Raw genomic sequence first — 21,654 nt, forward strand, 5'->3', positions numbered from 1 at the left:
TTGAAAATCGTCATCGCACCCGATTCATTTAAAGAAAGTTTATCAGCACTAGACGTTTGTCAGGCGGTGGAAGCGGGTTTACAGAAAGCATTTCCGCAAGCGACCTATATACACCTTCCAATCGGAGACGGCGGGGAAGGGACCGTTCAATCAGTAGTGGATGCGACAAATGGCTCAATCATTCCCATTAAGGTAAAAGGTCCGCTTGGCACTAATGTTGATGCTTTCTACGGTTTAACTGGAGAAGGAAAGACCGCGATAATCGAAATGGCCGCCGCTTCTGGACTGCATCTGGTGCCACGTGATGAACGTAACCCACTGATCACCTCAACGTACGGAACCGGTCAGCTCATAAAAAATGCGCTAGACCAAGGTGTGGAGCGTATCGTTCTCGGTCTCGGAGGATCGGCAACAAACGACGGGGGAGCAGGGATGGTGCAGGCACTAGGCGCGAAACTAGTTGATCAAAATAACGAAGAGCTCTCTCCAGGCGGACAAGCGCTCAGTGAGCTCGCATCGATTGATGTCTCTAATTTGGATCCGCGATTAAAGACCGTTCAAATCGAAGCGGCGTGCGATGTGACGAATCCTTTAACAGGATCATCAGGAGCATCAGCCATATTTGGTCCGCAAAAAGGCGCAAACCCAGCAATGGCTGACGAACTTGATCGCAGCCTTGCGCATTATGCTAAAGTCATCGAAAAGGACCTTGGAAAAGCAGTGACGCACATAAGCGGCGCCGGAGCTGCAGGAGGTCTCGGCGCGGGGATTGTGGCATTTCTAAAAGGAGAGCTCCGGAGCGGGATTAATCTTGTTCTCGATGTGATTCAGTTTGAAGACTGTATCAGTGGAGCGGACCTTCTCCTAACAGGTGAAGGCCGGATCGATTCGCAAACGGTTCACGGAAAAGCCCCGGTCGGTGTTGCAAAGCGAGGGAAAGCTTTGAACGCTGCTCTTCCGGTCATCGCGATCGCTGGCAGTTTGGGTGATGGCTATGAAACTGTTTTTGATCATGGCATTGATGCTGTCTTCAGCGTGATGAATGGTGTGATGACGTTAGAAGAGGCGTTGGAAAATGGTGCTGTGAATATGGAGAAAACGCTTGAGAATATCGGGCGTTTGGTGAAGGTTAGTCGGATGATAGAGATGTAAGAATAAGGGCCGGTGTTTGTCTTCGAAAGTGGAGACAGATGCCGGTTTTATTGTATTGAAGGAGGTTGTGGAAGGGGGAGTGGTAATTGTGGAATTAGAATGATTCTAGTTAGCCAATAAAGAGCGGTTCTCTCCTATCACGAGGGTATTCTTGCTCAGTAATCGCACGTTTCAACCAGGCACGCCTTCTTAATTTCGGGAAACCCCTCACCTAACCCGATACTTCCCACTGAAAAATCGTTTTCGATCCCAGCGGAAAATTCAGCTTCTCCACCATTAATCGTACCATCCACGTTCAATCCACCCATTTCACTTTGATAAACATTAGTGAATTCAACTGACTTGATATCCTCGTAATTGTTCATAAGGAAGCTTTCAACAGATTTTCTAGCTTTTGTTTTTGTTCCATCATCATAATCGTCACTACAGCCTGCTACAAGGAGAAGGAGTGTGCCAAGCAAAATGATTTGGTTTTTCATAGAGTCACCTCATAGCCATTCTTAGTAATCACAAACTCTTTCTTCACAACCCTTTTTCCGAGGGGGAAAATCATCGCTTCGAATGGCTAACCCGGCGACTGTAAGATCGTCTTCGAGGTTGATGGTGAAATCCTCCCCCTGATTCACCGTACCATCAATCGCCATGCCGCCCATTTCTGTTTGATAGGGGGCGCCTAATGTCATTTCTTCTATTAAAAAGTTGTTCACCATATAGCTTTCCGCTGCATCGGTTGCTTTCTGGATGGTCTCATCATCATACGTTTCTACCTGGCATCCGCTAAATAAGATTACCAAGGCGAGGAAAGCACCTCTATAGAACTTCATTACATTTCACCTCATATCTAGTCAGTGCTCATATGTACATGTGCGCTCCATACAGTCCTCTTTTCGATCCGGAAATGTCTCGCTTACCCCAACACTTCCAACCGAAAAATCATTTTCAATCCCTGCAGAAAAAGTGCCCTCACCGTTATTCACCGATCCCTCTACCGTCATGCCGCCCATTTCATTTTGGTAGACGTTTGTGATTTCAACAGATTGGATTTTTTTAAAGTTACTCTTGATGTAATTTAGTGTGGAAGACTCCGCTTTAGCGATGGTTTCTTCATCATACGTTTCTTGTGAAGATCCCCAACTACACCCACCAAGGACAAATAAAATAGGAAACACCAAAAAAAGTCGTCTTAACAAAAAATCACCTCGCGATCAGGAAAGGGAAGACGCGCTTTTTTCGTCACGTTAATAGTCACAAATGTTCTCCAGACACGCTTCTTTCTTCTCGGGAAAATTCTCACTCTGGATCGACATAACTGAAATCGTCAAATCATTATTTAACATCACTGAAAAAGCCTCTCCATTTGCTTTCCCTTCAAGCTTGAAACTTCCCATCTCTCCCTGGTAGGGATCCTTCAGCGTGATATGTTCAATGCTCTTATAATTGTTTTCAATATAGCTTGAAACGCTAGCTTTCGCTTCTTTGATCGTTTCCTCGTCATATTCCTCTCTTTGCATCAGACTACATCCCGTAAGTAAAAGAAATGTTAATGCCAAAAGAGAAAGGGGCCATTTCATAAAATCACTTCCTTAGAAAGATACAATCTATCATTTGAGACTAGATATTAACCTATTCTTCCAGCTGTCCATAGTCACACGAGTGCTCCAGGCACGCTTCTTTCCGCTCGGGAAATCCCTTGCCCTTCCCGATCCCTCCGACCGTGTAATCTTCATTTACCCCAATATTAAATGTGGCCTTTCCATTGACCGTTCCTTCTAGAACGAGGCCCCCCATTGGAGCAGAAGGGGAGTTGTTAAATTCTACGCTTTCAACGTTTTGAAAGTTAGCCTTCAGATAGCGCTCCACGCTCGCTTCCGCTTTGTCGATTTGTTCTGGATCTTGCTCCACACCACAACCGATTAGGATCGTAAACGATAGGAATAAGACAATTCTTTTCATTCACTATGCTCCTTACTAGAAATGTTAGGAAACGCTTATTCATAATCACAAACGGTATCCCGACATTCTTCTTTTACGTCAGGAAATCCTTCCGTCTCACCAACGCTTTTCACCTTGAACGTTTCCGAATCGACGCTCGCTGAAAATTCAGCGCCATTGACCGTTCCGTTTATCATTAAACCTTCCATCGGATCACTCGTATCATCGCTGAACGTCATTATTTCTACGTCTTCATAATTATGGCGCAAATAGCTTTCTACGCTCTCTCTTGCTTTTTCAATCGTTTGTTTATCAAGCGTTTCTGATGAAGATATGGCGTTACATCCTAATAAAAAGATTAAAAGGAAGATGCCAATAGTACGTTTCAAAAAAACACCTCCCTGTTAAAGAATATAATGACAACTTAGTCATCACAAACTTTCTCCTTACACGCTGGTTTCTCTACAGGGAAACCCGTTCCTTCGCTGATCGCGATCACCTTTAACGAGTTGTCCATATCCATTGAGAACACAGCCTCACCATTTACTTTTCCTCGAATCACAAGCCCACCCATAGGGCTACTATGATCGTCACTAAAAGTGACCTCATCAACGTTTTCATAATTCGCTCTTACAAAATGTTCCGCTTCCTTCTCGGCTTGTAAAATGAATTCTTCCGAATACTCATTACTACCAGTAGAGAATAGACTACACCCGCTAAGGAAAAGGGCGAGCATGATAAAAATTTGTGCTTTCCATTGCATGATGATCACCTCTCGTGAACGGCGGTTAGAAGTTGCCCCACCACTGTTAGACTCATTCTAGTTAGCTAATAAAATGAGGATTTGGCCAATATATCGCGAGTTTGGCCAATAAAGAGGATGACACTCTGTATCAGAGGGGAGACGCCTAAATTAATATGCACATATCTGCTCTTTACAAGCATCTTTCTTCTCCGGAAAATTCTTTCCTCGACTAACTCCAGCAATTTCAAACCGTTCATCCATCGCAATTGTAAATTCCGCTTCTCCATTTACTGTACCTTCAACGGTTATGCCATCCATTGGATTGTTGGGATCATCAACAAACGTGACTTCACTTACATTTTGGTAATTATTTTTCAAATAACTTTCCGCTTTCTCTTTTGCCTTTTCTAATGTTTCATCATCAGTAGAGTTCACGCTACAGCCTGATAGGAGGACTAATAATGAGATAAGACCGATGTAGACGCTTTTCAATAAAATCATATCCTCACATGTTGAATTCGCTAAAAGGTTCGGTCACTCACAAATCTGTTCTTTACACGCTTCTTTCATATTAGGGAAATCCTCTCCTGGAGCTAAATGCCCAATTGAAAAATCACTTCGAACCCCAGCTGTAAATTCAGCCTCCCCGTCATTAATCGTTCCCTCAATCGTTAAACCACCCATTTCACTTTCATAGGAACTGGTTATCTCAACGGATCCGATATCTTCATAGTTATGAGCAATAAAACGTTCAACCGATTTCTTTGCCTTATCGATTGTTTCCTTATCATAGTCGTTTCCCTGTGAGAAAAAACCGCAAGCCCCTAATAGAATGGAGAGGGTAAGGAATAAAAATAATCGTTTATAAAAGGGAACCACCTCATTTTGATTCACGTTGTAAATAGATTGATAGTGATGAAAAACGCTGAATCTAATTATACCAAATAAAGGTAGAGGATGAAGAAATCGTTTGAGACGCTTAAGGCGGAGTACACGAAACAGAGAAAAGCCCTTTTTGAGTATTTATAGTATGTTTCGCATATGGGTTAAAGTGGTAGTTAAAATAGAAAGTTACAATATTTGGATGGTGTGAGAATAGGAGATTTGAAGGGGGTATACATGTCTTTTGGTAAAAGGTTCCATATTACATGGTTGATTGTAATGGTATTAATGAGTATTGAGTATGTATTTTTGCCTGATCATGTCATTATAAAGGGTCTTGCACTAGGTTTAACAACCATGACAGTTGCTACCGTATTGAACAAACTGTATCCTGCAAAAGAAAAAACGAAATAATCGTACATCCATAACCAGGTAAGATCAATTTTCACAGCTAAACGAATCATAACCATACACAACTCGAGTTGCGTATGGTTATGAGGTGTCTTATTTACGAACCACAAATCTGTTCTTTACAAGCTTCTTTCATCTCTGGAAACCCTTCCCCTAATCCTAAACTTCTAACAGTAAAATCATTATCGATTCCAGCTGAGAACCTAGCTTCACCACCATTGACCGTTCCATCTACATTTAGTCCACCCATTTCGCTTTGATAAACTTTAGTGACCTCAACGGATTCAATCTCTTCATAATTATTCGTGATAAATTTCTCAATAGAAGCCTTTGCTTTTTCCTGTGTTTCGTCGTCATAATCCTCGCTCTGCGTATGGAAGCTACAAGCAGCTAACAGGAGAAGAACGACAAGGGGAAACGTTTTTAATGTAGAAATAGAACCATCTCCTAACCTTTAGCGCGAATATGGAGCAAGCGCATTGAATGTGAGAAACAATTAATCGTCACATAATCTCTCCAAACATTCTTCTTTCTTTTCAGGAAACTGTTCACTTTGAATCGCTGCCCCAGCTACCATCAGATCAGTGTCCAGGCTTACAGAAAAAGCTTCACCGTTTGCTTTACCATCCACGGTCATAATCCCCATTTCTGCTTCATAGGGCTCGGTTACTGTAAGGGTTTCGATGTTAGCGTAATTGTTTTCTATGTAACTCGTCACGTTTGCTTGTGCTTCTCTCACTGTTGTTTCGCTGTATTCTTTCGTACTACAACCAACTAATAAAATGAGCGATACAATGGTGTAAATACGGATGAATTTCATTTGAGCATCACCTCGAGATGAATCATTTTATGTATAAATTTCAATCGGCTAGCTTTATTCATTTTCTCGATTAACCTAAACAGTATAAAAGGGAAGAGAGTAGCCACATACTTCAAAAAGAAAGCCTGCTTACACAGAAAAATCTGTGGCAACAGGCTGAGAGAGCACTATCTTCATTACTTACTTACTTCATAGTCACAGGAGTGGTCTTTACATTCTTCTTTAGGCTCTGGAAAGCCTCCCCCCATGCCAATGCTTCCAACTGTAAAATCATCATTCACTCCGATATTAAATGTCGCTTTTTTATTAACGGTGCCTTCAAGAACAAGTCTACCCATCGGTGCAGAAGGAGAATCTTTAAACTCTACGCTTTCGACATTTTGATAATTATTTATAATGTAACTTTCTACGCTGGCTTTCGCCTTTTCGATTGTTTCTTCGCTGTAGTTTTCGCTGTTAGAGTTCACACTGCAGCTCCCTAATAGTATAATAATGGAAAGTATTAAGATGAGTCGAGAATACAAAAAATCACCTCATTAGATATTTAGAGGGGAAAAATTGAGATAATGAGGAAGTAAAGAATTTTAGGTACTTCATATATGTTGGTTCAATCTTTAAGCAATATAGAAAAAGGCCTATTGATAAATATAACATTTACATCGAAAATCTATCATAAGTAAGTTTGATAAAAAAAAACCACCCAGAACCCAAGTGGTTTGTTATATAATTTTATAGTTAATTTGTAAAATAAAACAGTAATTAATAATCACAAGTTTCTTCTCTGCACTCTTCTTTAATCTCAGGAAACCCTTCCCCTAATCCGATACTACCTATCGAAAAATCATTTTCTATTCCAGCTGAAAAGTCAGATTCTCCATTGTTAATTGTACCGTCTACATTTAGACTGCCCATTTCACTTTGATATACATTGGTGAATTCTACAGAGTTAATATTCTCATAGTTGTTAACCAAGAAACTTTCTACAGATTCTTTTGCTTTTCTCTTAGTCTCATCATCATAGTTTTCACTTTGTGAGTTCACACTGCAACCTCCTAATAGTATAATAAATATAATTGGTAAAAATAACAATTTATTGATATAAAGTCCCCCTCAGCCTCCGTATTAAAAAAGGAGAGATATGATGATTAATGACAAAACTGCAAGTAACATTTCTGTAAGAACATACGATGAAGTTAAGACTGAAATTCGAGTAAAACTAGTTGATAATAAATTTGAAATTTGGAAAAAAATCGATACTATCGAAAATAAAGAAACTGGCTTATTGGGATATGTACTAAGAAATTCTAATACTGATGAAATTGTCATCAGTTTTCGCGGTACAGAAATGCCAAAATCAGTCACTACTAAAGTCGAAACAAAGTATTTCGGTTCTCCTTCCCAAGACGCGATGTTAGCGACCGGTGAAGCAAGTATCGAAAATGGAAATCTCGTATATGAGAAAAATACGATCAGTAAAGCTGAATTTGCTGAATCAAATAAAGATATCAACGAAGACATAGAAGGCATCGTTTTAGGCAATTCCAATTATACCAAAAAGAGGTATGGGACAACAGCCTATTTAGGAACCCCTTCTCAGGATGCGAGTCTAGCAAGTGGTCGAGCTGAACTAAATTCAAAGGCTGGCACGATTTCATATGTACATAAAAATCAATTTACTGAAGCGGAAGAAAAAGTGGATCACTATGTGGAGAAGTATGGAGCAAAAAATATTACTTTTGTCGGTCATTCACTTGGTGGGGGATTAGCGCAGTATTTTGCGGTCAATCACGATTCGAATGCCGTCACATTTGCTGCTGCAGATATTTATTCACTATTAACCCCTGAGCAACAGCAAAATGCCATTAATGGGGAGTATAAAGATAATGTCATCAGCTATACCTATCCAGATGATGTAGTTGGCACTTATTATGAGAAATCTGTTGGCTCCGTTTATTATATGAATGATCCAGAACAAGCGGGTATGCCAGGGGTAGCCATGCACGGGATTAAAAATTACTTAGATTCTAGTTTGTATGGCGACGAAGGTTACTTTGTCCCACAAGTGCTCTTCGACGAAAAACTTCAAAGTCAACTCAATCTATCCCCACTCGCACTGAAAAACAGCGGTGTCTCTGACTTCCATATCCAAATCCAAGAAGCCTTAATGGAAATGTACGTGCAAGAAATGAAGCAGAGTGAGGAGCAAATTGAAGCAACGAAACAGGCGCTGCTCGAATTCCTTGATGTGTACATGAACACGATGCGCGACATGAAAAGCAAATACATCAGTTCGGTAGGAAGCGGGCAATTTGATAAGTTAAATGCATCAGACGTGGAGAGTTACTTTCATGAGTTTACGAAAGCGCCAGTTGACGGTGTACCGATGTTATTTGATATCCAGATGTTCGATAGCTTAATGGCATCACTGGGTGATACGCATCAGGATACAGCGGATATCGCTTATAACATGGAACGAATGAGTCAAGATTTGATGCGAGCCGATCAATATCTCGCACAGTGGCTCCGTTACGAATCTTAAAGAGAAGAGGTGAAGAAATGGACTTTGATTTTGACTGGTGGAACGATTACTGGGAAAGGCAGCGGCAGAAGGATGCCCTAAGAACACAGATTAAAAGTGCTCTAGAAGCGGAAGCAAATTTATTAAACACTCATTTAGAACATTGCTACGCGGTAGGTTCTTTAAGTGAACGCCACAAAGCAATTCTTAATCAGATTGAGCATAACTTCGATGGTCAGGCAAATAAGGCGTTAGTGCAGCGGTTTGAAGAAAATGAGTTGAAGTTAATTAAGATGAAGATGATGTATGAAATGTTGCATGACAGTATTAAGGTGAGGTGAGGGACGTCTCTTGATAGGGGACGTCCTATTATTTTTGAATTTCGTAAGTTAGTAGAGTAAGAAGTGTAGGGTGCACACAGTGAAAAGATAGGTTATATGGAGACAAACTTCTATAGGTGCAATTGAATGGAGAGCTGATAGCTTATTGTAATTTAACATTAACTCAGACGCTCAACTTGGTTTTGAAGTGTTGAATAAGCAAAGAGAGGAAAAGCTAACTTCTGAAAGACGGAGGTTAGCTTTTTATGTATCATTTGTGGAAAGGGTATTGATCAAGCTAAATAAATTTAAATGAACGATTTCTAAGAGGTCAGCGTCATATAGGTGCAGGTAAAGGAGAGGGTTGTATGGAACGCGAGGAGGAGATTCAATTAATTCAGCAGGCACAAGCTGGAAACGATGATGCGTTCACTCAGCTTTTTCAGTGCTATTATGCTTTCCTCTACAATATCTTTTAAAGCTAACCTTAAATGAAGAGACTAGCGTGGATCTTGCTCAGGAGACGATGATGAAGTGTTATGTGAAACTTTCTTCTTATAAAGGAGAAGGGAAGTTCTCGACGTGGATGATTTCGATCGCTTCTAGGCTGTACATTGACATGCTTCGGAAAGAAAAACGAGAAAAGAAATGGGTAGCTGAAGAAAAGCGTACCTTATCGCGAAAGCTAGCTTGGGACTCGAGTACAAAAGGAATGAATTGGAGCGATCTTTTCACAGATTTTAATACGTTAGACTCCACCTTAAGAGTTCCGATCTTGTTACGGCATTATTATGGCTACTCGTATGATGAAATTGGGAAAATGCTCGGGATACGCTCAGGAACAGTGAAATCCAGGGTGCATACTGGTTTACGGAAGTTACGAAAGGAGTTGGATACGCCGTGAATGACAAGGAAGAAGAAAAGATTGTGCAACACCTCAAGCAGGATTGGCAGTATATCGATGATCTTGGAAAAGGTTCACTTTCTCAGCTTGATATGGAGAAGCAACTAGTCCTGTTTCAACAAAAAAAGAAAAAAGCGTTTTACATCGAAAGTACGCTCTTCTTGTTAACAGCGATCGTGATTTTAACCGTGGTTATCGTAAGTCTTTTTGAAGCTCCACTTTTCTTTCTATACTTCCAGATCGTTGCAACTCTGATTGCTCCTTTTGCTGTCTATTTCACTTATAAGAAAGTGAATAAGAAAGGAATGTTTGATTATGACAAATCTTGAGCTCTACGTCTTTATTCCCATTCTTATTCTCTTATTACTCACGCAAAGCATGCTTCTCTTTGTAGATGCAAAGAAAAAAGGAAGTTACCCGTGGCTATGGGGGATCTGGGGATTGATTCAATTACCGATGCCGACGTTATTTTACTTGCTGTTCGTCGTATGGCCATATAAACGAAGGTTAAAGGGGAAGAGGTGAAAAAATGGACATCTTGAACGACATAAACTGGGCGTTAGTGGCGCCATTGCTGATCTTGCAAGCGATCTTAACCATTTCAGCGCTTGTGAGCTGCATCAAGCAAAAGGAAACAAACGGACCAAAATGGATGTGGATCCTTCTTATTCTCTTTGTGAATCTCTTTGGGGCCATTCTTTACTTTGTGATCGGACGTAAAAACAGTTAGGCGGTGAAAATCATGCTTGTTAACATCGACAATCTATTGAAACAGTTTAAAGGTAAAAAAGCTGTCTCGAATCTCTCCTTCACCATTCAAGAGGGAAGTTGCATGGCCCTATTAGGTCCTAATGGAGCGGGTAAAACAACGACGCTGCAAATGTTAGCTCGAATGCTTACACCTGACTCAGGATCCATTCAATTTAACGGATATCCGAACAAAGACTATCGGCCATTGATTGGCTTCTTACCTCAGCATCCATCCTTTTTTAATTGGATGACAGCCAAAGAATTTCTTTCTTTCGCCGGTAAGCTATCGTCGATACCAAAGGCAGAGCTTCATGATCGCGTAGTGGAGGTGCTAGCGTTCGTCAGCTTAGAAGAGGCGATGACTACAAAAATCGGTGGCTTCTCAGGTGGGATGAAACAGCGCCTCGGATTAGCGCAGGCCTTGCTTCACAAACCGAAGCTTCTCATTCTAGACGAACCGGTATCTGCGCTCGATCCAAAAGGAAGACGAGACTTTTTACAACTGATAGAAGTACTGAAACAGAACATGACGATTTTATTTTCGACTCATATCTTGCACGATGCCCAGCAAATTTGCGATGAAGTTCTTATTCTGCAAGATGGCTGCTTAAAATGGAAAGGATCATTACCTTCTTTGCGTAAAGAATTTGATTTATTGCCAATTAAATTACAAACCGAAGAACCGATGAACGGAATCATCGAACAGCTTGAAATCATCGAAGCTTATGAATACATTGATCCTAAAACTGTGAAAGTAAGACTTCATGCACATGTCCACCCAAATGAGCTGTTACAGGAGCTCATTAAGCAGAATAAAGCAGTCACTCATTTTGAAATGATGCATGATTCATTAGAAGATGCTTATATGAAGGTTGTGAGACAATGAATCGGTTTCTAACGCTATTACACAAAGAAATTCTCGAGCTAATACGGAATGGCAAATGGATTTGGCTTCCGGTCGTACTGATGATCATCGGGATCTCGCAACCTCTGACAAGTTACTATATGCCACAAATTCTCGATATGGCTGGTAACCTACCAGAAGGAGCTAGTATCACGATCCCCACACCTACGGGTGAAGAAGTATTGAGCGGCGCCCTGTCTCAATATGGCACGATCGGTACCCTACTTTTCGTTCTCGCAACCATGAATGTGATCGCTCAGGAGCGGCAAAACGGTTCCATTACGCTTGTTATGGTGCGTCCCGTTAACGAGTGGCAATACTTAGGCAGTAAGACTGTGGCTCAGCTTGCCCTCTTGCTTTTCTCACTTCTATTAAGCTACTGCCTCACATGGTATTATACGAATTTATTATTTACTTCAGTAGACTGGAAGCTCATGATGAGTAGCCTCGTCATTTACTCCTTTTGGGTTCTCTTTGTCGTCGCCGTTACCATTTTTGTCGGAACAATTCTCCAGCACAATGGCGGAATAGCCGGCGTTAGTATTCTCTTCCTCTCGTTGATCAGCCTGCTAACGTCACTACTTCCGAAATTCATGGAATGGAGTCCAGGAAACATACGAGGAGAAGCGATGAAGGTTTTAGTCGAGCAGCAGTGGACCGAGTCAGCCTGGACTGTCATCGGTAGCACGACAACCTTATCATTCTTATTGTTCGTTTCAGGCGTTATGGTGTTGAAGAGGTATAGGCATTATTAATAGCGGGTGACAGGCACCCGCGAATTCCCTACGACTAACGTATAAATGATCCAAGCGGCGTCAATAATGAAACGACTTAATCCGATTGAGGTGGCTCTATGTATTTATTATTCGTGATGGTCGTTTGGGTCTTTTTTGCTTATAAATTTATCGACTGGTCACAGTGGAGAAAGCAGTATGCTACCATTCTCTTTTTCATAGTGATCAATCTTACATATAACTTCCTCTATTTTAATCACACACTGTGGGCGTTCAGAGGAGTTACGGCAGAATGGATCAATCATTCGATCATTAACATGGCCTTCACTTTTTTTATCTGTCCCGTTGGTCTTATCATCTACCTGCAGCGCTTTCCAAAGAAAAGGATCAATCAATTCAGTTACATCGCTATATGGGCAGGATTCTACACGGTGCTTGAGACGATCTTCGCCTATAAAGGATTGTACGTCTATGATAACGGCTGGAACGGTTGGTTAAACATTCCCTTAAATATCATCTTGTTCGTGATGATTTATCTCCATTATCGCAGTCCGGTGAAAGCACTCATCATCTCCATCCCCATCGCCATCCTTTTCTATTTATTCTTCCCCGTCCCATTGGCCAGTCTAAAATAATAAAGGAGTGGAGCAGCCGTTATGATGATTCGTGATGTTCTATCTGTACCCGTCTTTTTGATATTGGCGATGATAACGTATAGTGGCATGTGGATTTATTTGCGCAGTAAGAAAGTGAATAAGGATGAAGAATGATGAGGGGAGTAAACTTTTGCAGGATGTCGAGGGAGGTTCGATGTCCTGTTTTTTGTTTTTAACTGTCTCCTAGATCTCATAATAAGAGTAGTTTATTTTTATTTTAGTACTAAACATTAGATCTTTCTGTACCGATTAAGAAAATAAGAGAAGAAATATATTATGACTATTGTATTAAATAAGGAGTGTCGTTATTAGTTAGGGAAGGACATCCTAGGGCAAGAGAAGTGGTCACCAAAGAGAAAGTTGTCGCCACAGTGAGTACTGAAATCACTGAGTTAGTTAAGCGGAATGAAGGTGAATTATCAATATTAATGATTCAAAATTCATTACTTCAAAATGAATTAGCTCAATTGAAAGTACAATTAGATATAAACATAAACCCTATGGAAGTTATTGGTTTATTAATATAGGAAAACTCCCTTACTACTTTAGGGAGTTTTCCTTTTGTCAGAGTATGACTTTTGTCATAAATAATAATATCCAATTAAGGAAAACGCTGTTATTCTATTAATAGACTTATTACATGTTTTGTAAGTTATTTATTACTATATTATTATTTTTGCAAGATTATATTTTAAAGGGTGGTTAATTTGTATCAGGTTTTTGAGAGCTTTTTTAAATTTATTCAAAATTTAGGTGTGGAAGGATTCACGGGATACTATCTCGCATTCCAGTTTATCCTTTTCCTAGGGATGATTGCTTTTACTGCAATAAAGATAGCGAAAGAAATAAGGATTATGCGACGTTTAAAACCAAAGCTCGAAGGCATTAACCCATCCACTATAGATCGAGAGAAAGCATCAAACGTTGATCAGGAACTACAGGACGCATTTACGATTTTACCTAAATCGAAGTATAAACAACAATGGGATCGTTATTTTAGGCGTTCCTCACAAAAAGGCGAGGATGAAAGAATCCGGGTAGAACCGTTCTTTAGTTTTGATGTCCTCATGCATCATCTCGGTTACCGTTCCATTTTAGAAAGTGGGGCTGGAACAAGCGTTAGTCTTGGAGTCCTTGGAACATTTATCGGTTTATCTGTTGGGTTGGCTGATTTAAATGTTGGAGATACTGATGCACTGCGTACAGGAATAGATGGCTTGTTATCAGGGATGAAAGTGGCTTTTTATACCTCTGTATTTGGTGTGCTCTTATCACTTCTATGGACGTTTTATGATAAAGGAATTAGTAGTCGTCTTGAAAGTCACATCGACTGGCATGCGGAAAAGCTAGATTTCCTTCTCAACACAGATGATGAAGAACTTTTCCTAAACCGGTTAGAGAAGATTTCACGTAACCAGGCGGATCATCTGAAAACACTTTTAACAGATGCGCTAGAAAAAGTAATGCATCCTGTAATGAATCAAATGCAATCTTCAAATGGACAGGTGACAGACGCATTTAATAATCTTTCAGAGCAATTTAGTGGTTTTCAGTCTGGTATAGAAAATCAAACAAAACTATTAGAAACACAGTTCCAATACACACAACAAAACAGTAATGATATGACTAACCATCTAGTAGACCAAATTACAGGTGGAACAGAGCAGTCGATCAATCAGTTCAGTACGCTCATAAGTGAGACACAACAGATGCAGCAGGAAATGATGGGGACCATCAATAAAGTGGTACATAACATAGCTGAATCAGAGGAAAGGCAAGCAAGCACCTCACAACAAACAGAGCGGATGCTGAGTCAATTTCATAGCATGACCGAAGAACTGGAATCAATGCGTAGTAGCTATAAAGACACTTCTTCATTTATGAATGAATTAGGAGATACGATTAGTAGTGTTCAAAAGTTATCAGAGCAACAGCTTCCAATTCAACAGGATGTGATGAGAAGTAATCAGCAGCTTGCGGAAAAGTATGAAACCATTTCAGCTGGCTTTGAATCGTTCAACGAAAATATAGAAGGGCGTCACAATGAACTTCTTAATGAAGTAGTTTCCTTCACGTCCAAAATGTCGACTACTTATCGGGATATGACCGAGAAGTTCAATGAATCACTTTCAACCCAAATTAAAACGATCAGTGAATCGGAATCTCTTCTCCAAAATGTAAGAGAAATCGTCTCTACGCTTGTTCCACTTGCTCCTGAACTTAGAGGTGTTATGACAAATCTAGATGACCTTCGTGCAAAACTGAGTGAAACACAGCAAATACAGTCGCAACTTCTACCTGAAATGATTGATTTACGGAAAGATACGAATACGACAATTACTTCAGCACTAGCAGATACAAGAATGTACATGGAAAAGATGGAAGATCAAATTAGCTCCTTGCAAACTCATTGGAGTGTAACGGAAAGTAGTTTCAAAGATACGCGCGATATCCTTGATACATCTGTAAAAGGCTTTAGTGAAAATGTCGATAATGGTTTGAGTAAAACATTCCACCATCTTGATGAAACGATGACGAAAGCAGTCAATACGGTTAGCAATATGATTAATCAGTACAGTGACCTACAACAGGAGTTAGTAGAAGGACTTGAAGATCTTAGTGAACAAATCAATCAAACGAATCGTAAAGTGACTAGCTAATGAAGTACCGCAAGCGAGAAGAAGTCAACTACTGGATGTCATATGCGGATTTGATGAGTGCGATGCTCATGATCTTTGCCCTTCTCTTAACTCTAGTGATTCTGGATTACCGTGAATTGTTAGAGGCAAAGGAAAAACAAATCGAAGAAGTTGTGAGTGTGAAGACCGAAATTATCGAAGCACTGACAGACGCCTTCGAAGAATCAAATTTAGAAATAGAAATTGATCAGCAAACTGGAGCGATTCGCTTTCCAGGTAGCATTTTATATGAATCAAACTCTGCTGATCTATCACCAAAAGGCGAGAAATTCTTAAGAGATTTTGTACCGAAGTATTTTGGGATACTACTACAAGATCAATTTAAAGACGATATCTCATCGATTATTATCGAAGGTCACACGGATAAAAAAGGCGACTATATGTATAACATGCAGCTATCTCAGAGCAGAGCGCTCTCAGTACTCGAGTATGTATACAGCGATGAAATGGGAGATTTTAAACAGAGAGAACTTGCACAGTCTATTGTAACTGGAAATGGGCGAAGCTTTAGTCAGCCTTTGAACGACAGTAAAGGGAAGTATGATCCTGATCGATCAAGAAGGGTTGAGTTCTTATTCCGACTGAAGGATGACGAGGCGATCAAAGAAATCGAAAAGCTGGTTGATAAATAATGAAATATGTCTATGAATTTCATCTCCTCAACAACTGGGCGAGGGATAACCGAGAATTTCGGATCAAGATGAATGATGATTTGTCAGGGGCAAAATATCAGAGTAAGTTGGAAGGTTTGAAGCAAGAATTTCTAAGCCTTCCCTATTTTCAAAAGTCATCAACGTGGATGAAATCGTTAAGTAAACGACAAAGGAATCTTGTTCCATACTTGTACGATCAGAACCTAGAAGCAAAACAAAAAAGCTTCTTGCTCCATGCTATCAAATCAAGCATACCTGAAGAGAGACGGATGTTTCGTACGTTGGTGGATGTGCTTTATCAAACGTGTGACGTTGATGCTCTATGGGAACTGGTTCGAAGTTCTCAAGTGGCGCATTCGGAGCGGATTGAAAGAAGGATGGAACCAGAGCAGTCCGACAAGTGGGAAAGGTTTCTTCAAGCAGATGAGCCGGTATCTTATTTAGCTGAAGAAGGATACAAGAGTGATAATGGATTTATCGAGGAGTTAAGTACTTACTATTTAACTGAGAATATGCCGCTATTTAAGTATGTTTTGCTTGATGTGCTTAAGATAGCGGATGAGGATTTCTTCATTAAAGAGAGGGTGCTATATAAAAAGTATTTTTCTGATGCAACTAATTTAGAACAGCAAGAAATGGCTGATAGCTTAATTAAGAAATGTAATCTCAATAGGGTTGAGGATCTTGGTAAGCTAATTTATGAAAAGTTAAAGATTTATCGTAGAAAACCAATGCTGTGGAAATACGTGGGTGAAGAAGAAAAAAAGCGCTTCTCTCAATGGATTATTCGACTTGAGGTAAAAGACTTCTTTGAACAGGTTGATAAAAGTCATGAACGATATCGGTACTGGGAGAAGTTTCTTTTCAAGTTAGAGGATGTAGTGGTAACTGATGAGAAAAGAACATTAATAATGTATTTCTCTGACGTAGTCGTTATGGAAGTGTTGGGAACAGGGGCCGTTTATGTTTATAACAATCGTACATTCAATAACTACTTTCAGAAAAAGGTCGATAAGTATTTAGCGGATAAGGAAAAAACGTATCCAAGAGGGCATCAACCTAAAGAACTGAAAAGACATGAGCTTATGGAGAAATCCCTCACAGTTGAAGGTGGGTGGTTGATTCATAGTGGGGATTGGCAGTATAAATTTGATTATTGGCTAAAATATAGGTTGAAGTGGGAGGTGGACAAGGATGTTCTTTCGAAAGAAAAAGCAGCACTCGATGCAGGTGAAACGCATACCTCATAATGATGGAATTGATATAGGCATTGAACTAGTATCAGGTAAAGATTCACAAGAACTATCCCTACCTCTCTCAAAAGAAGAAATTGAAAACTACTATAAACTACCTGGATTTCAAGCATATGTGTGCTGGGAAGAGCTTTACGATGCAGGATTATTAACGGACTCTAGATTAAGTTATGAAGACTACTATCAACTATTAGATGAAGAAACTGGAGTGGAGCTATTAGAGCAGCTCCAGTTACCTGTTGAAGAAATGAACGTTAATGGAGAATTAAAGTTAGATTCTCTTCCGGAACTAGCAGAGCTTAAGCTTGTGTTAAAAAATGAAAACGCTCAAACGATTGATCGAATTGGAAGACGTAATGGAGCAATAGCCGTGATTAATCAGCAGCTATTTCTTTTACCTGGGAAAGTTTACGAGCTTCAAAAAGCTATCGAAGCAGAGTATGAAACAGGCTACCAGAAGATAGGCGTCTGTCAGAAGCTTGCGAATGAAGCACACATCGATCAGGAGGATTTTCTAGAAAACGAGTCTTATCATGTTGTGGATTCTTATGACCTTGAAATGAAAGTCCATTCGCCGAATCATATCGAGTTACAACCGGTTGGAAGCACTCCGGACGAAACGACCGTGCTTGGCTCGCCTTCTCCAGTAACAACGTACAAAACGAGTAACAAACGAGATCGTTTCGTGCGAACGGAGAAAATTAGCCGTGACATCATTCAACTTTCAAAAAAGAGACACATTACTGGGGAAGAGGTACCGCTTTTCTTTGAAAACCCGCTTGCCGTGTTACCTGAACACGATTATGAATTTGATCTTGAAGCCTTTTCTGAACGAGTAAGAGGAATTATTCCAATTGAAAAAGTTCGCCCCTATTCACAGGGAGACAGCGGGATTCAATGGTTTGATCCTGAAGCAGATCAGCCAGCGACATATGATGAAGATTTTCTAAGAACGCTAATGGAGCAGCATCCTAACGAGCAGTACATTCAACACGAAAATAAGTGGATTTATCTTGATCCGCAAATGCGCAAGAATTTGCTTGAGGAAGTTGTTGAGGAAGATCAATCTCTCAAAAAGAATTTCACTTTAGATATTAAAGACAACGAAACTGATCTTGAATATCGGTTAGAAGCGAATGACACCGAACAGGTTCAAGAATACCAGATACCTCAAACACTGAAAGCTGACTTATTTGATCATCAAGTTGAAGGTTTTCAATGGCTTTGTCATCTTGAAGAGAGAAGCAGAGGTGGTTTATTAGCTGATGATATGGGATTAGGAAAAACGATGCAGGTAATCACTTTTCTACTACATCAGAAAAATCAGGGAAAGCTTTCTCCAACTCTACTCGTGTTACCTGTTGCCCTAATGGAAAACTGGATTGAGGAAATACGAAAGTTTGCTCCTGATCTACTAAGCAGTCTTTATATCCATAAAGGCTCAGGAAGAAGCAAATCATCCGCCCATATTAGTAGCTATGATCTTATCTTCACAACCTATGACACACTTAAAATCGATCAACTGCTATTCGGTAAGATTAACTTTCAATCAATCATTTGCGATGAGGCGCAGAACGTAAAGTCTCACAGTAGCCAGCGATCACGTGCACTCAGAGCAATGAAGTCAGAATTCCGACTCGCCATGACAGGAACCCCTGTTGAAAATAGTTTGGAAGAACTGTGGGCGATTATGGATTTCGTTCAACCAGGTGAATTAAATTCCTTAAAAGAATTCAAACAACAATTTATCGAAGCAGCAGATTACGAAGGACTACTCAAAGCGATACAGCCCTACTATCTCAGAAGAACGAAAGAAGGGATCTTTAGCGATCGCTTACCAAAGAAAGAAATCAAGGATCCAATCTATGTCGAAGCCTCAAAGATTCAGAAGTCCATCTCAGAATCAATGCTTCAAACGAAAGAGACTGGACAAATTGCGATCTTAAATATGCTCATGAGACTAAGACAATTGTACGGTCACCCTGGAGTCATTATTCCCGAGTATGAAACCTTACCAGCAAGCGAGGTTCCAAAAGTAAAGGAAGTGATGAGCGTTATTGATCGCATTAAAGAAAAAGATGAAAAAGTTCTCATCTTCACCGAGTTTCGTAAGCTTCACTCCATCTTTAAACGTCTCTTCATGGAAAAGTATGGAGTTTCTGTTCCGATTATTGATGGAAACACGGCCAACCGGCAAGGAGTCGTAAAAGAGTTTAATAGTCGTCTTGGGTTTGGGATCATGCTACTCTCTCCAAAAGCAGCGGGTGTTGGCCTCACGATCACAAGTGCTAATCACGTGATCCACTACACAAGATGGTGGAATCCAGCTGTTGAGAATCAGGCCACTGACCGAGCCTATCGGATTGGACAGGAGAAGGACGTATCTGTTTATCAGCTGATTACAAGAGATGCTCAGAACTTTCCTAATGGAACGGTGGAAGAGTTAATGCATGAGCTGTTGGAGAATAAGCGGGAGTTGGCGGAGAATGTGATTATTCCGTTTGATATGAGGGGGGTTCAGGAGATGGTGTCAAGCACCATAATTAGTAACTACAGTAAACAGCTAGAACAATAACTATAACTCTTTATAGTTATTGTTCGTTTTTGATAATAACTCTGAAACTCACATCCAACGAATCAAAACTCCTCTAAAACTAGTATCAAAAACCATCTCATAATCAAAGTTTCAATATATACTACAAATAACCTTTTTGATAATATAGAAGTACCACTAATCGAAAAGGGGAGACCATTATGTTATTTGGATACGCTCGAGTCAGTACAAAAGATCAAAACTTACATATGCAATTCGATGCGTTAGAGAAATACGGAGTCGAAGAGAAGAATATCTATTCAGAGAAGATCACTGGGACTAAGAAAGACCGTCCTGCTTTTACGGAAATGCTGAAGTATCTGAGAGAAGGGGACACAGTTGTCGTTTACAAACTGGATCGAATTGGTCGGAGCACAAAACATCTTGTAGACCTGATTAACGGTTTCCAAGAGAAGGGCATCAACTTCGTTTCTATTAATGAGAATATCGATACGACGACCGCAATGGGGAAACTCGTATTTACGATCTTCAGTGGCCTTGCTCAATTTGAGCGAGACATTATCTCAGAAAGAACGAAGTCAGGATTAGATGCAGCAAGAGCTCGAGGACGAAAGGGAGGACGACCAAAAAAAGACCAGTCCAAGTTAGATATGGCCTTTCGAATGTATGATAGTAAGGAGTATAGTATTCAGGAGATATTGGATGCTACAGGGATTAGCAGAGCAACATTTTATAGGTATTTGGAAAAGAGAAGTAGCTAATGAGAATACTGACAGATATACATAAAAGGGTAATAGACTATAAAGATATTATGCATCTAAAGAAAAATAGATTTTACTAGTTTCTTGTAGTGATCAAGGTGATGCATTTTTAGAAGAGTGAAGTATAAATAGATTAAAAGTTTAGTTGTAATTATCAGTTTGTGGTACAATTACTATTATTTACTAATTAGGGGGCGATGAGATGAAAGTTGAACTAAATCAGGAACAAATTGAATTAAAAGAAATCATTGAAACAAACCTATCTCTTCTTAAAAAAGATATTGCAGAAGGAACAAATATGCAAGAAAGTGAAAGACAGAGATTATACCAAGAAATGAGCGATAAAGCGCACGCTTTACATATGCAGTTAGAGCCGAAGCCTAAGCATCGAGATTATATGATTGAAAATAGTGGGATGGAACCTGAAGATCCTGAATTTTACTATCACATTCACCCTGTAGAAGATTTATTGGATTACCTTGAAGATAATACCGCAAACGATGATCCAGTTGATGCTACTATAGGCGATTCTTTTAACTTTAGAATATTTACAAATAGATGGGGACACAAAGACTCCTATATTATCATACGAAATGAAGAAGGATGGAAAGTTTCTTTTAATGCATATGATGAGCAAGGGGATAAGAGTGCTGATCCAGCAATTAATAAAGTAATGACACATGACTCAGTTAATTTCCCTCGAACAATTAATGACTATTTTTATGGGCTATGGGTTAACGCTAAGAACGAAGGCATGAACCACAGTCAAGTTCAAGATGCACTGGATGTCATTGCTGAATGGGTAAGCGAATGTGAAGAAAAGGCACCTACGCAATATTTGATCTAGAACACGTTTTAATTATAGTAGCATGTAAAAAAGACCGAGTCGGTAGTGAGACTACGGTCTTTTTTAAACCTATTTATTTTATACGTTTTAATTATTTCCAATTTTTCACTTTTGTTTCAAACTAACTTTTTCTACTTCAAGGGAAGGAGTTAAGGACTC

At 39.8% G+C, this 21,654-nt stretch carries 29 protein-coding genes and 1 pseudogene; 17 read left to right on the forward strand and 13 right to left on the reverse strand.

All coding sequences use genetic code 11. From position 1 onward, the window contains the following. On the forward strand, positions 1–1,152 hold the full coding sequence (locus tag IQ283_RS13885) for a glycerate kinase (protein ID WP_194220732.1): 1,152 nt from the start codon (positions 1–3) through the stop codon (positions 1,150–1,152). A gap of 155 nt (positions 1,153–1,307) precedes the next feature. Here the strand turns inward: IQ283_RS13885 and IQ283_RS13890 are convergent, their stop codons facing one another. The 9 genes from IQ283_RS13890 to IQ283_RS13930 form a co-directional block, all read right to left on the reverse strand. Beyond that, complete coding sequence (locus tag IQ283_RS13890; protein WP_194220733.1) at positions 1,308–1,631, reverse strand: DUF1433 domain-containing protein; 324 nt, start codon at positions 1,629–1,631, stop codon at positions 1,308–1,310. Between the two features lie 21 nt (positions 1,632–1,652). Next, on the reverse strand, positions 1,653–1,976 hold the full coding sequence (locus IQ283_RS13895; RefSeq protein WP_194220734.1) for a hypothetical protein: 324 nt from the start codon (positions 1,974–1,976) through the stop codon (positions 1,653–1,655). A gap of 21 nt (positions 1,977–1,997) precedes the next feature. After that, on the reverse strand, positions 1,998–2,342 hold the full coding sequence (locus IQ283_RS13900) for a DUF1433 domain-containing protein (RefSeq protein WP_194220735.1): 345 nt from the start codon (positions 2,340–2,342) through the stop codon (positions 1,998–2,000). Between the two features lie 48 nt (positions 2,343–2,390). Next, positions 2,391–2,663: a hypothetical protein gene (locus IQ283_RS13905; protein ID WP_194220736.1), complete on the reverse strand. Its 273-nt coding sequence runs from the start codon at positions 2,661–2,663 to the stop codon at positions 2,391–2,393. 112 nt (positions 2,664–2,775) lie between these two features. Continuing rightward, positions 2,776–3,105, reverse strand: coding sequence for a DUF1433 domain-containing protein (locus IQ283_RS13910; protein ID WP_194220737.1), 330 nt, complete (start codon positions 3,103–3,105; stop codon positions 2,776–2,778). 35 nt (positions 3,106–3,140) lie between these two features. Next, positions 3,141–3,473 (reverse strand): DUF1433 domain-containing protein, encoded by a 333-nt coding sequence (locus IQ283_RS13915; protein WP_194220738.1) that lies wholly within the window; start codon positions 3,471–3,473, stop codon positions 3,141–3,143. A gap of 35 nt (positions 3,474–3,508) precedes the next feature. After that, positions 3,509–3,847: a hypothetical protein gene (locus IQ283_RS13920; protein WP_194220739.1), complete on the reverse strand. Its 339-nt coding sequence runs from the start codon at positions 3,845–3,847 to the stop codon at positions 3,509–3,511. Positions 3,848–3,997: 150 nt separating this feature from the next. After that, on the reverse strand, positions 3,998–4,321 hold the full coding sequence (locus tag IQ283_RS13925) for a DUF1433 domain-containing protein (RefSeq protein ID WP_194220740.1): 324 nt from the start codon (positions 4,319–4,321) through the stop codon (positions 3,998–4,000). A gap of 42 nt (positions 4,322–4,363) precedes the next feature. Then, entirely contained in the window at positions 4,364–4,708 is a 345-nt protein-coding gene (locus tag IQ283_RS13930; protein WP_206759467.1) for a DUF1433 domain-containing protein, read from the reverse strand. A gap of 240 nt (positions 4,709–4,948) precedes the next feature. On the opposite strand from IQ283_RS13930, the gene IQ283_RS13935 reads away from it, so the two are divergent. Further along, a complete protein-coding gene (locus IQ283_RS13935; protein ID WP_194220742.1) occupies positions 4,949–5,125 on the forward strand; it encodes a hypothetical protein in 177 nt (58 codons plus the stop codon). A gap of 94 nt (positions 5,126–5,219) precedes the next feature. On the opposite strand, the gene IQ283_RS13940 is transcribed toward IQ283_RS13935, so the two are convergent. The 4 genes from IQ283_RS13940 to IQ283_RS13955 all read right to left on the reverse strand — a co-directional run bounded on the left by IQ283_RS13940 (position 5,220) and on the right by IQ283_RS13955 (position 6,983). After that, the gene (locus tag IQ283_RS13940; protein ID WP_194220743.1) at positions 5,220–5,372 is read right to left on the reverse strand and encodes a hypothetical protein; all 153 of its coding nucleotides are present in this window, start codon (positions 5,370–5,372) and stop codon (positions 5,220–5,222) included. Between the two features lie 246 nt (positions 5,373–5,618). Continuing rightward, positions 5,619–5,942 (reverse strand): hypothetical protein, encoded by a 324-nt coding sequence (locus IQ283_RS13945; RefSeq protein ID WP_194220744.1) that lies wholly within the window; start codon positions 5,940–5,942, stop codon positions 5,619–5,621. A gap of 176 nt (positions 5,943–6,118) precedes the next feature. Then, positions 6,119–6,409 carry a hypothetical protein gene (locus IQ283_RS13950; RefSeq protein WP_194220745.1) on the reverse strand — a complete coding sequence of 97 codons (291 nt, stop codon included), beginning with the start codon at positions 6,407–6,409 and terminating at the stop codon, positions 6,119–6,121. Between the two features lie 292 nt (positions 6,410–6,701). Continuing rightward, positions 6,702–6,983 (reverse strand): DUF1433 domain-containing protein, encoded by a 282-nt coding sequence (locus IQ283_RS13955; RefSeq protein ID WP_194220746.1) that lies wholly within the window; start codon positions 6,981–6,983, stop codon positions 6,702–6,704. Between the two features lie 100 nt (positions 6,984–7,083). Here IQ283_RS13955 and IQ283_RS13960 point away from each other — a divergent pair, with 100 nt between their 5' ends. From IQ283_RS13960 to IQ283_RS14035, 15 genes and pseudogenes are all read left to right on the forward strand, one after another. Continuing rightward, entirely contained in the window at positions 7,084–8,481 is a 1,398-nt protein-coding gene (locus IQ283_RS13960) for a YqiA/YcfP family alpha/beta fold hydrolase (RefSeq protein ID WP_194220747.1), read from the forward strand. A gap of 17 nt (positions 8,482–8,498) precedes the next feature. Continuing rightward, the gene (locus IQ283_RS13965) at positions 8,499–8,801 is read left to right on the forward strand and encodes a hypothetical protein (protein ID WP_194220748.1); all 303 of its coding nucleotides are present in this window, start codon (positions 8,499–8,501) and stop codon (positions 8,799–8,801) included. A gap of 347 nt (positions 8,802–9,148) precedes the next feature. Then, positions 9,149–9,684, forward strand: a pseudogene (gene sigY / locus IQ283_RS13970) (RNA polymerase sigma factor SigY). Next, positions 9,681–10,013, forward strand: a complete 333-nt coding sequence (locus tag IQ283_RS13975) for a YxlC family protein (protein WP_194220749.1) — start codon at positions 9,681–9,683, stop codon at positions 10,011–10,013. The pseudogene sigY and the gene IQ283_RS13975 overlap by 4 nt, the downstream one beginning before the upstream one ends. After that, positions 10,000–10,209 carry a transcriptional regulator gene (locus tag IQ283_RS13980; protein ID WP_194220750.1) on the forward strand — a complete coding sequence of 70 codons (210 nt, stop codon included), beginning with the start codon at positions 10,000–10,002 and terminating at the stop codon, positions 10,207–10,209. The genes IQ283_RS13975 and IQ283_RS13980 overlap by 14 nt, the downstream gene beginning before the upstream one ends. Before the next feature lie 4 nt (positions 10,210–10,213). Then, positions 10,214–10,414 carry a PLD nuclease N-terminal domain-containing protein gene (locus tag IQ283_RS13985; protein WP_194220751.1) on the forward strand — a complete coding sequence of 67 codons (201 nt, stop codon included), beginning with the start codon at positions 10,214–10,216 and terminating at the stop codon, positions 10,412–10,414. A 12-nt stretch (positions 10,415–10,426) separates the two neighbouring features. Next, on the forward strand, positions 10,427–11,320 hold the full coding sequence (locus IQ283_RS13990) for an ABC transporter ATP-binding protein (protein ID WP_194220752.1): 894 nt from the start codon (positions 10,427–10,429) through the stop codon (positions 11,318–11,320). Continuing rightward, the gene (locus tag IQ283_RS13995) at positions 11,317–12,093 is read left to right on the forward strand and encodes an ABC transporter permease (RefSeq protein ID WP_194220753.1); all 777 of its coding nucleotides are present in this window, start codon (positions 11,317–11,319) and stop codon (positions 12,091–12,093) included. The genes IQ283_RS13990 and IQ283_RS13995 overlap by 4 nt, the downstream gene beginning before the upstream one ends. Before the next feature lie 98 nt (positions 12,094–12,191). Continuing rightward, on the forward strand, positions 12,192–12,707 hold the full coding sequence (locus IQ283_RS14000) for a CBO0543 family protein (RefSeq protein ID WP_194220754.1): 516 nt from the start codon (positions 12,192–12,194) through the stop codon (positions 12,705–12,707). 728 nt (positions 12,708–13,435) lie between these two features. Then, on the forward strand, positions 13,436–15,388 hold the full coding sequence (locus IQ283_RS14010) for a MotA/TolQ/ExbB proton channel family protein (protein ID WP_194220756.1): 1,953 nt from the start codon (positions 13,436–13,438) through the stop codon (positions 15,386–15,388). Continuing rightward, positions 15,388–16,059 (forward strand): OmpA/MotB family protein, encoded by a 672-nt coding sequence (locus IQ283_RS14015; RefSeq protein WP_194220757.1) that lies wholly within the window; start codon positions 15,388–15,390, stop codon positions 16,057–16,059. Before IQ283_RS14010 ends, IQ283_RS14015 begins: the two co-directional genes overlap by 1 nt. After that, the gene (locus tag IQ283_RS14020; RefSeq protein WP_194220758.1) at positions 16,059–17,330 is read left to right on the forward strand and encodes a hypothetical protein; all 1,272 of its coding nucleotides are present in this window, start codon (positions 16,059–16,061) and stop codon (positions 17,328–17,330) included. Before IQ283_RS14015 ends, IQ283_RS14020 begins: the two co-directional genes overlap by 1 nt. Next, the gene (locus IQ283_RS14025; RefSeq protein WP_194220759.1) at positions 17,275–19,908 is read left to right on the forward strand and encodes a DEAD/DEAH box helicase; all 2,634 of its coding nucleotides are present in this window, start codon (positions 17,275–17,277) and stop codon (positions 19,906–19,908) included. The genes IQ283_RS14020 and IQ283_RS14025 overlap by 56 nt, the downstream gene beginning before the upstream one ends. A 179-nt stretch (positions 19,909–20,087) precedes the next feature. Continuing rightward, positions 20,088–20,648: a recombinase family protein gene (locus IQ283_RS14030; protein ID WP_194220760.1), complete on the forward strand. Its 561-nt coding sequence runs from the start codon at positions 20,088–20,090 to the stop codon at positions 20,646–20,648. Positions 20,649–20,850: 202 nt separating this feature from the next. Next, positions 20,851–21,495, forward strand: a complete 645-nt coding sequence (locus IQ283_RS14035; protein WP_194220761.1) for a hypothetical protein — start codon at positions 20,851–20,853, stop codon at positions 21,493–21,495. Positions 21,496–21,654: the final 159 nt, after the last annotated feature.

Origin of the sequence: Pseudalkalibacillus hwajinpoensis (assembly GCF_015234585.1) — a bacterium.
GTDB lineage: Bacteria > Bacillota > Bacilli > Bacillales > Guptibacillaceae > Guptibacillus > Guptibacillus hwajinpoensis_B.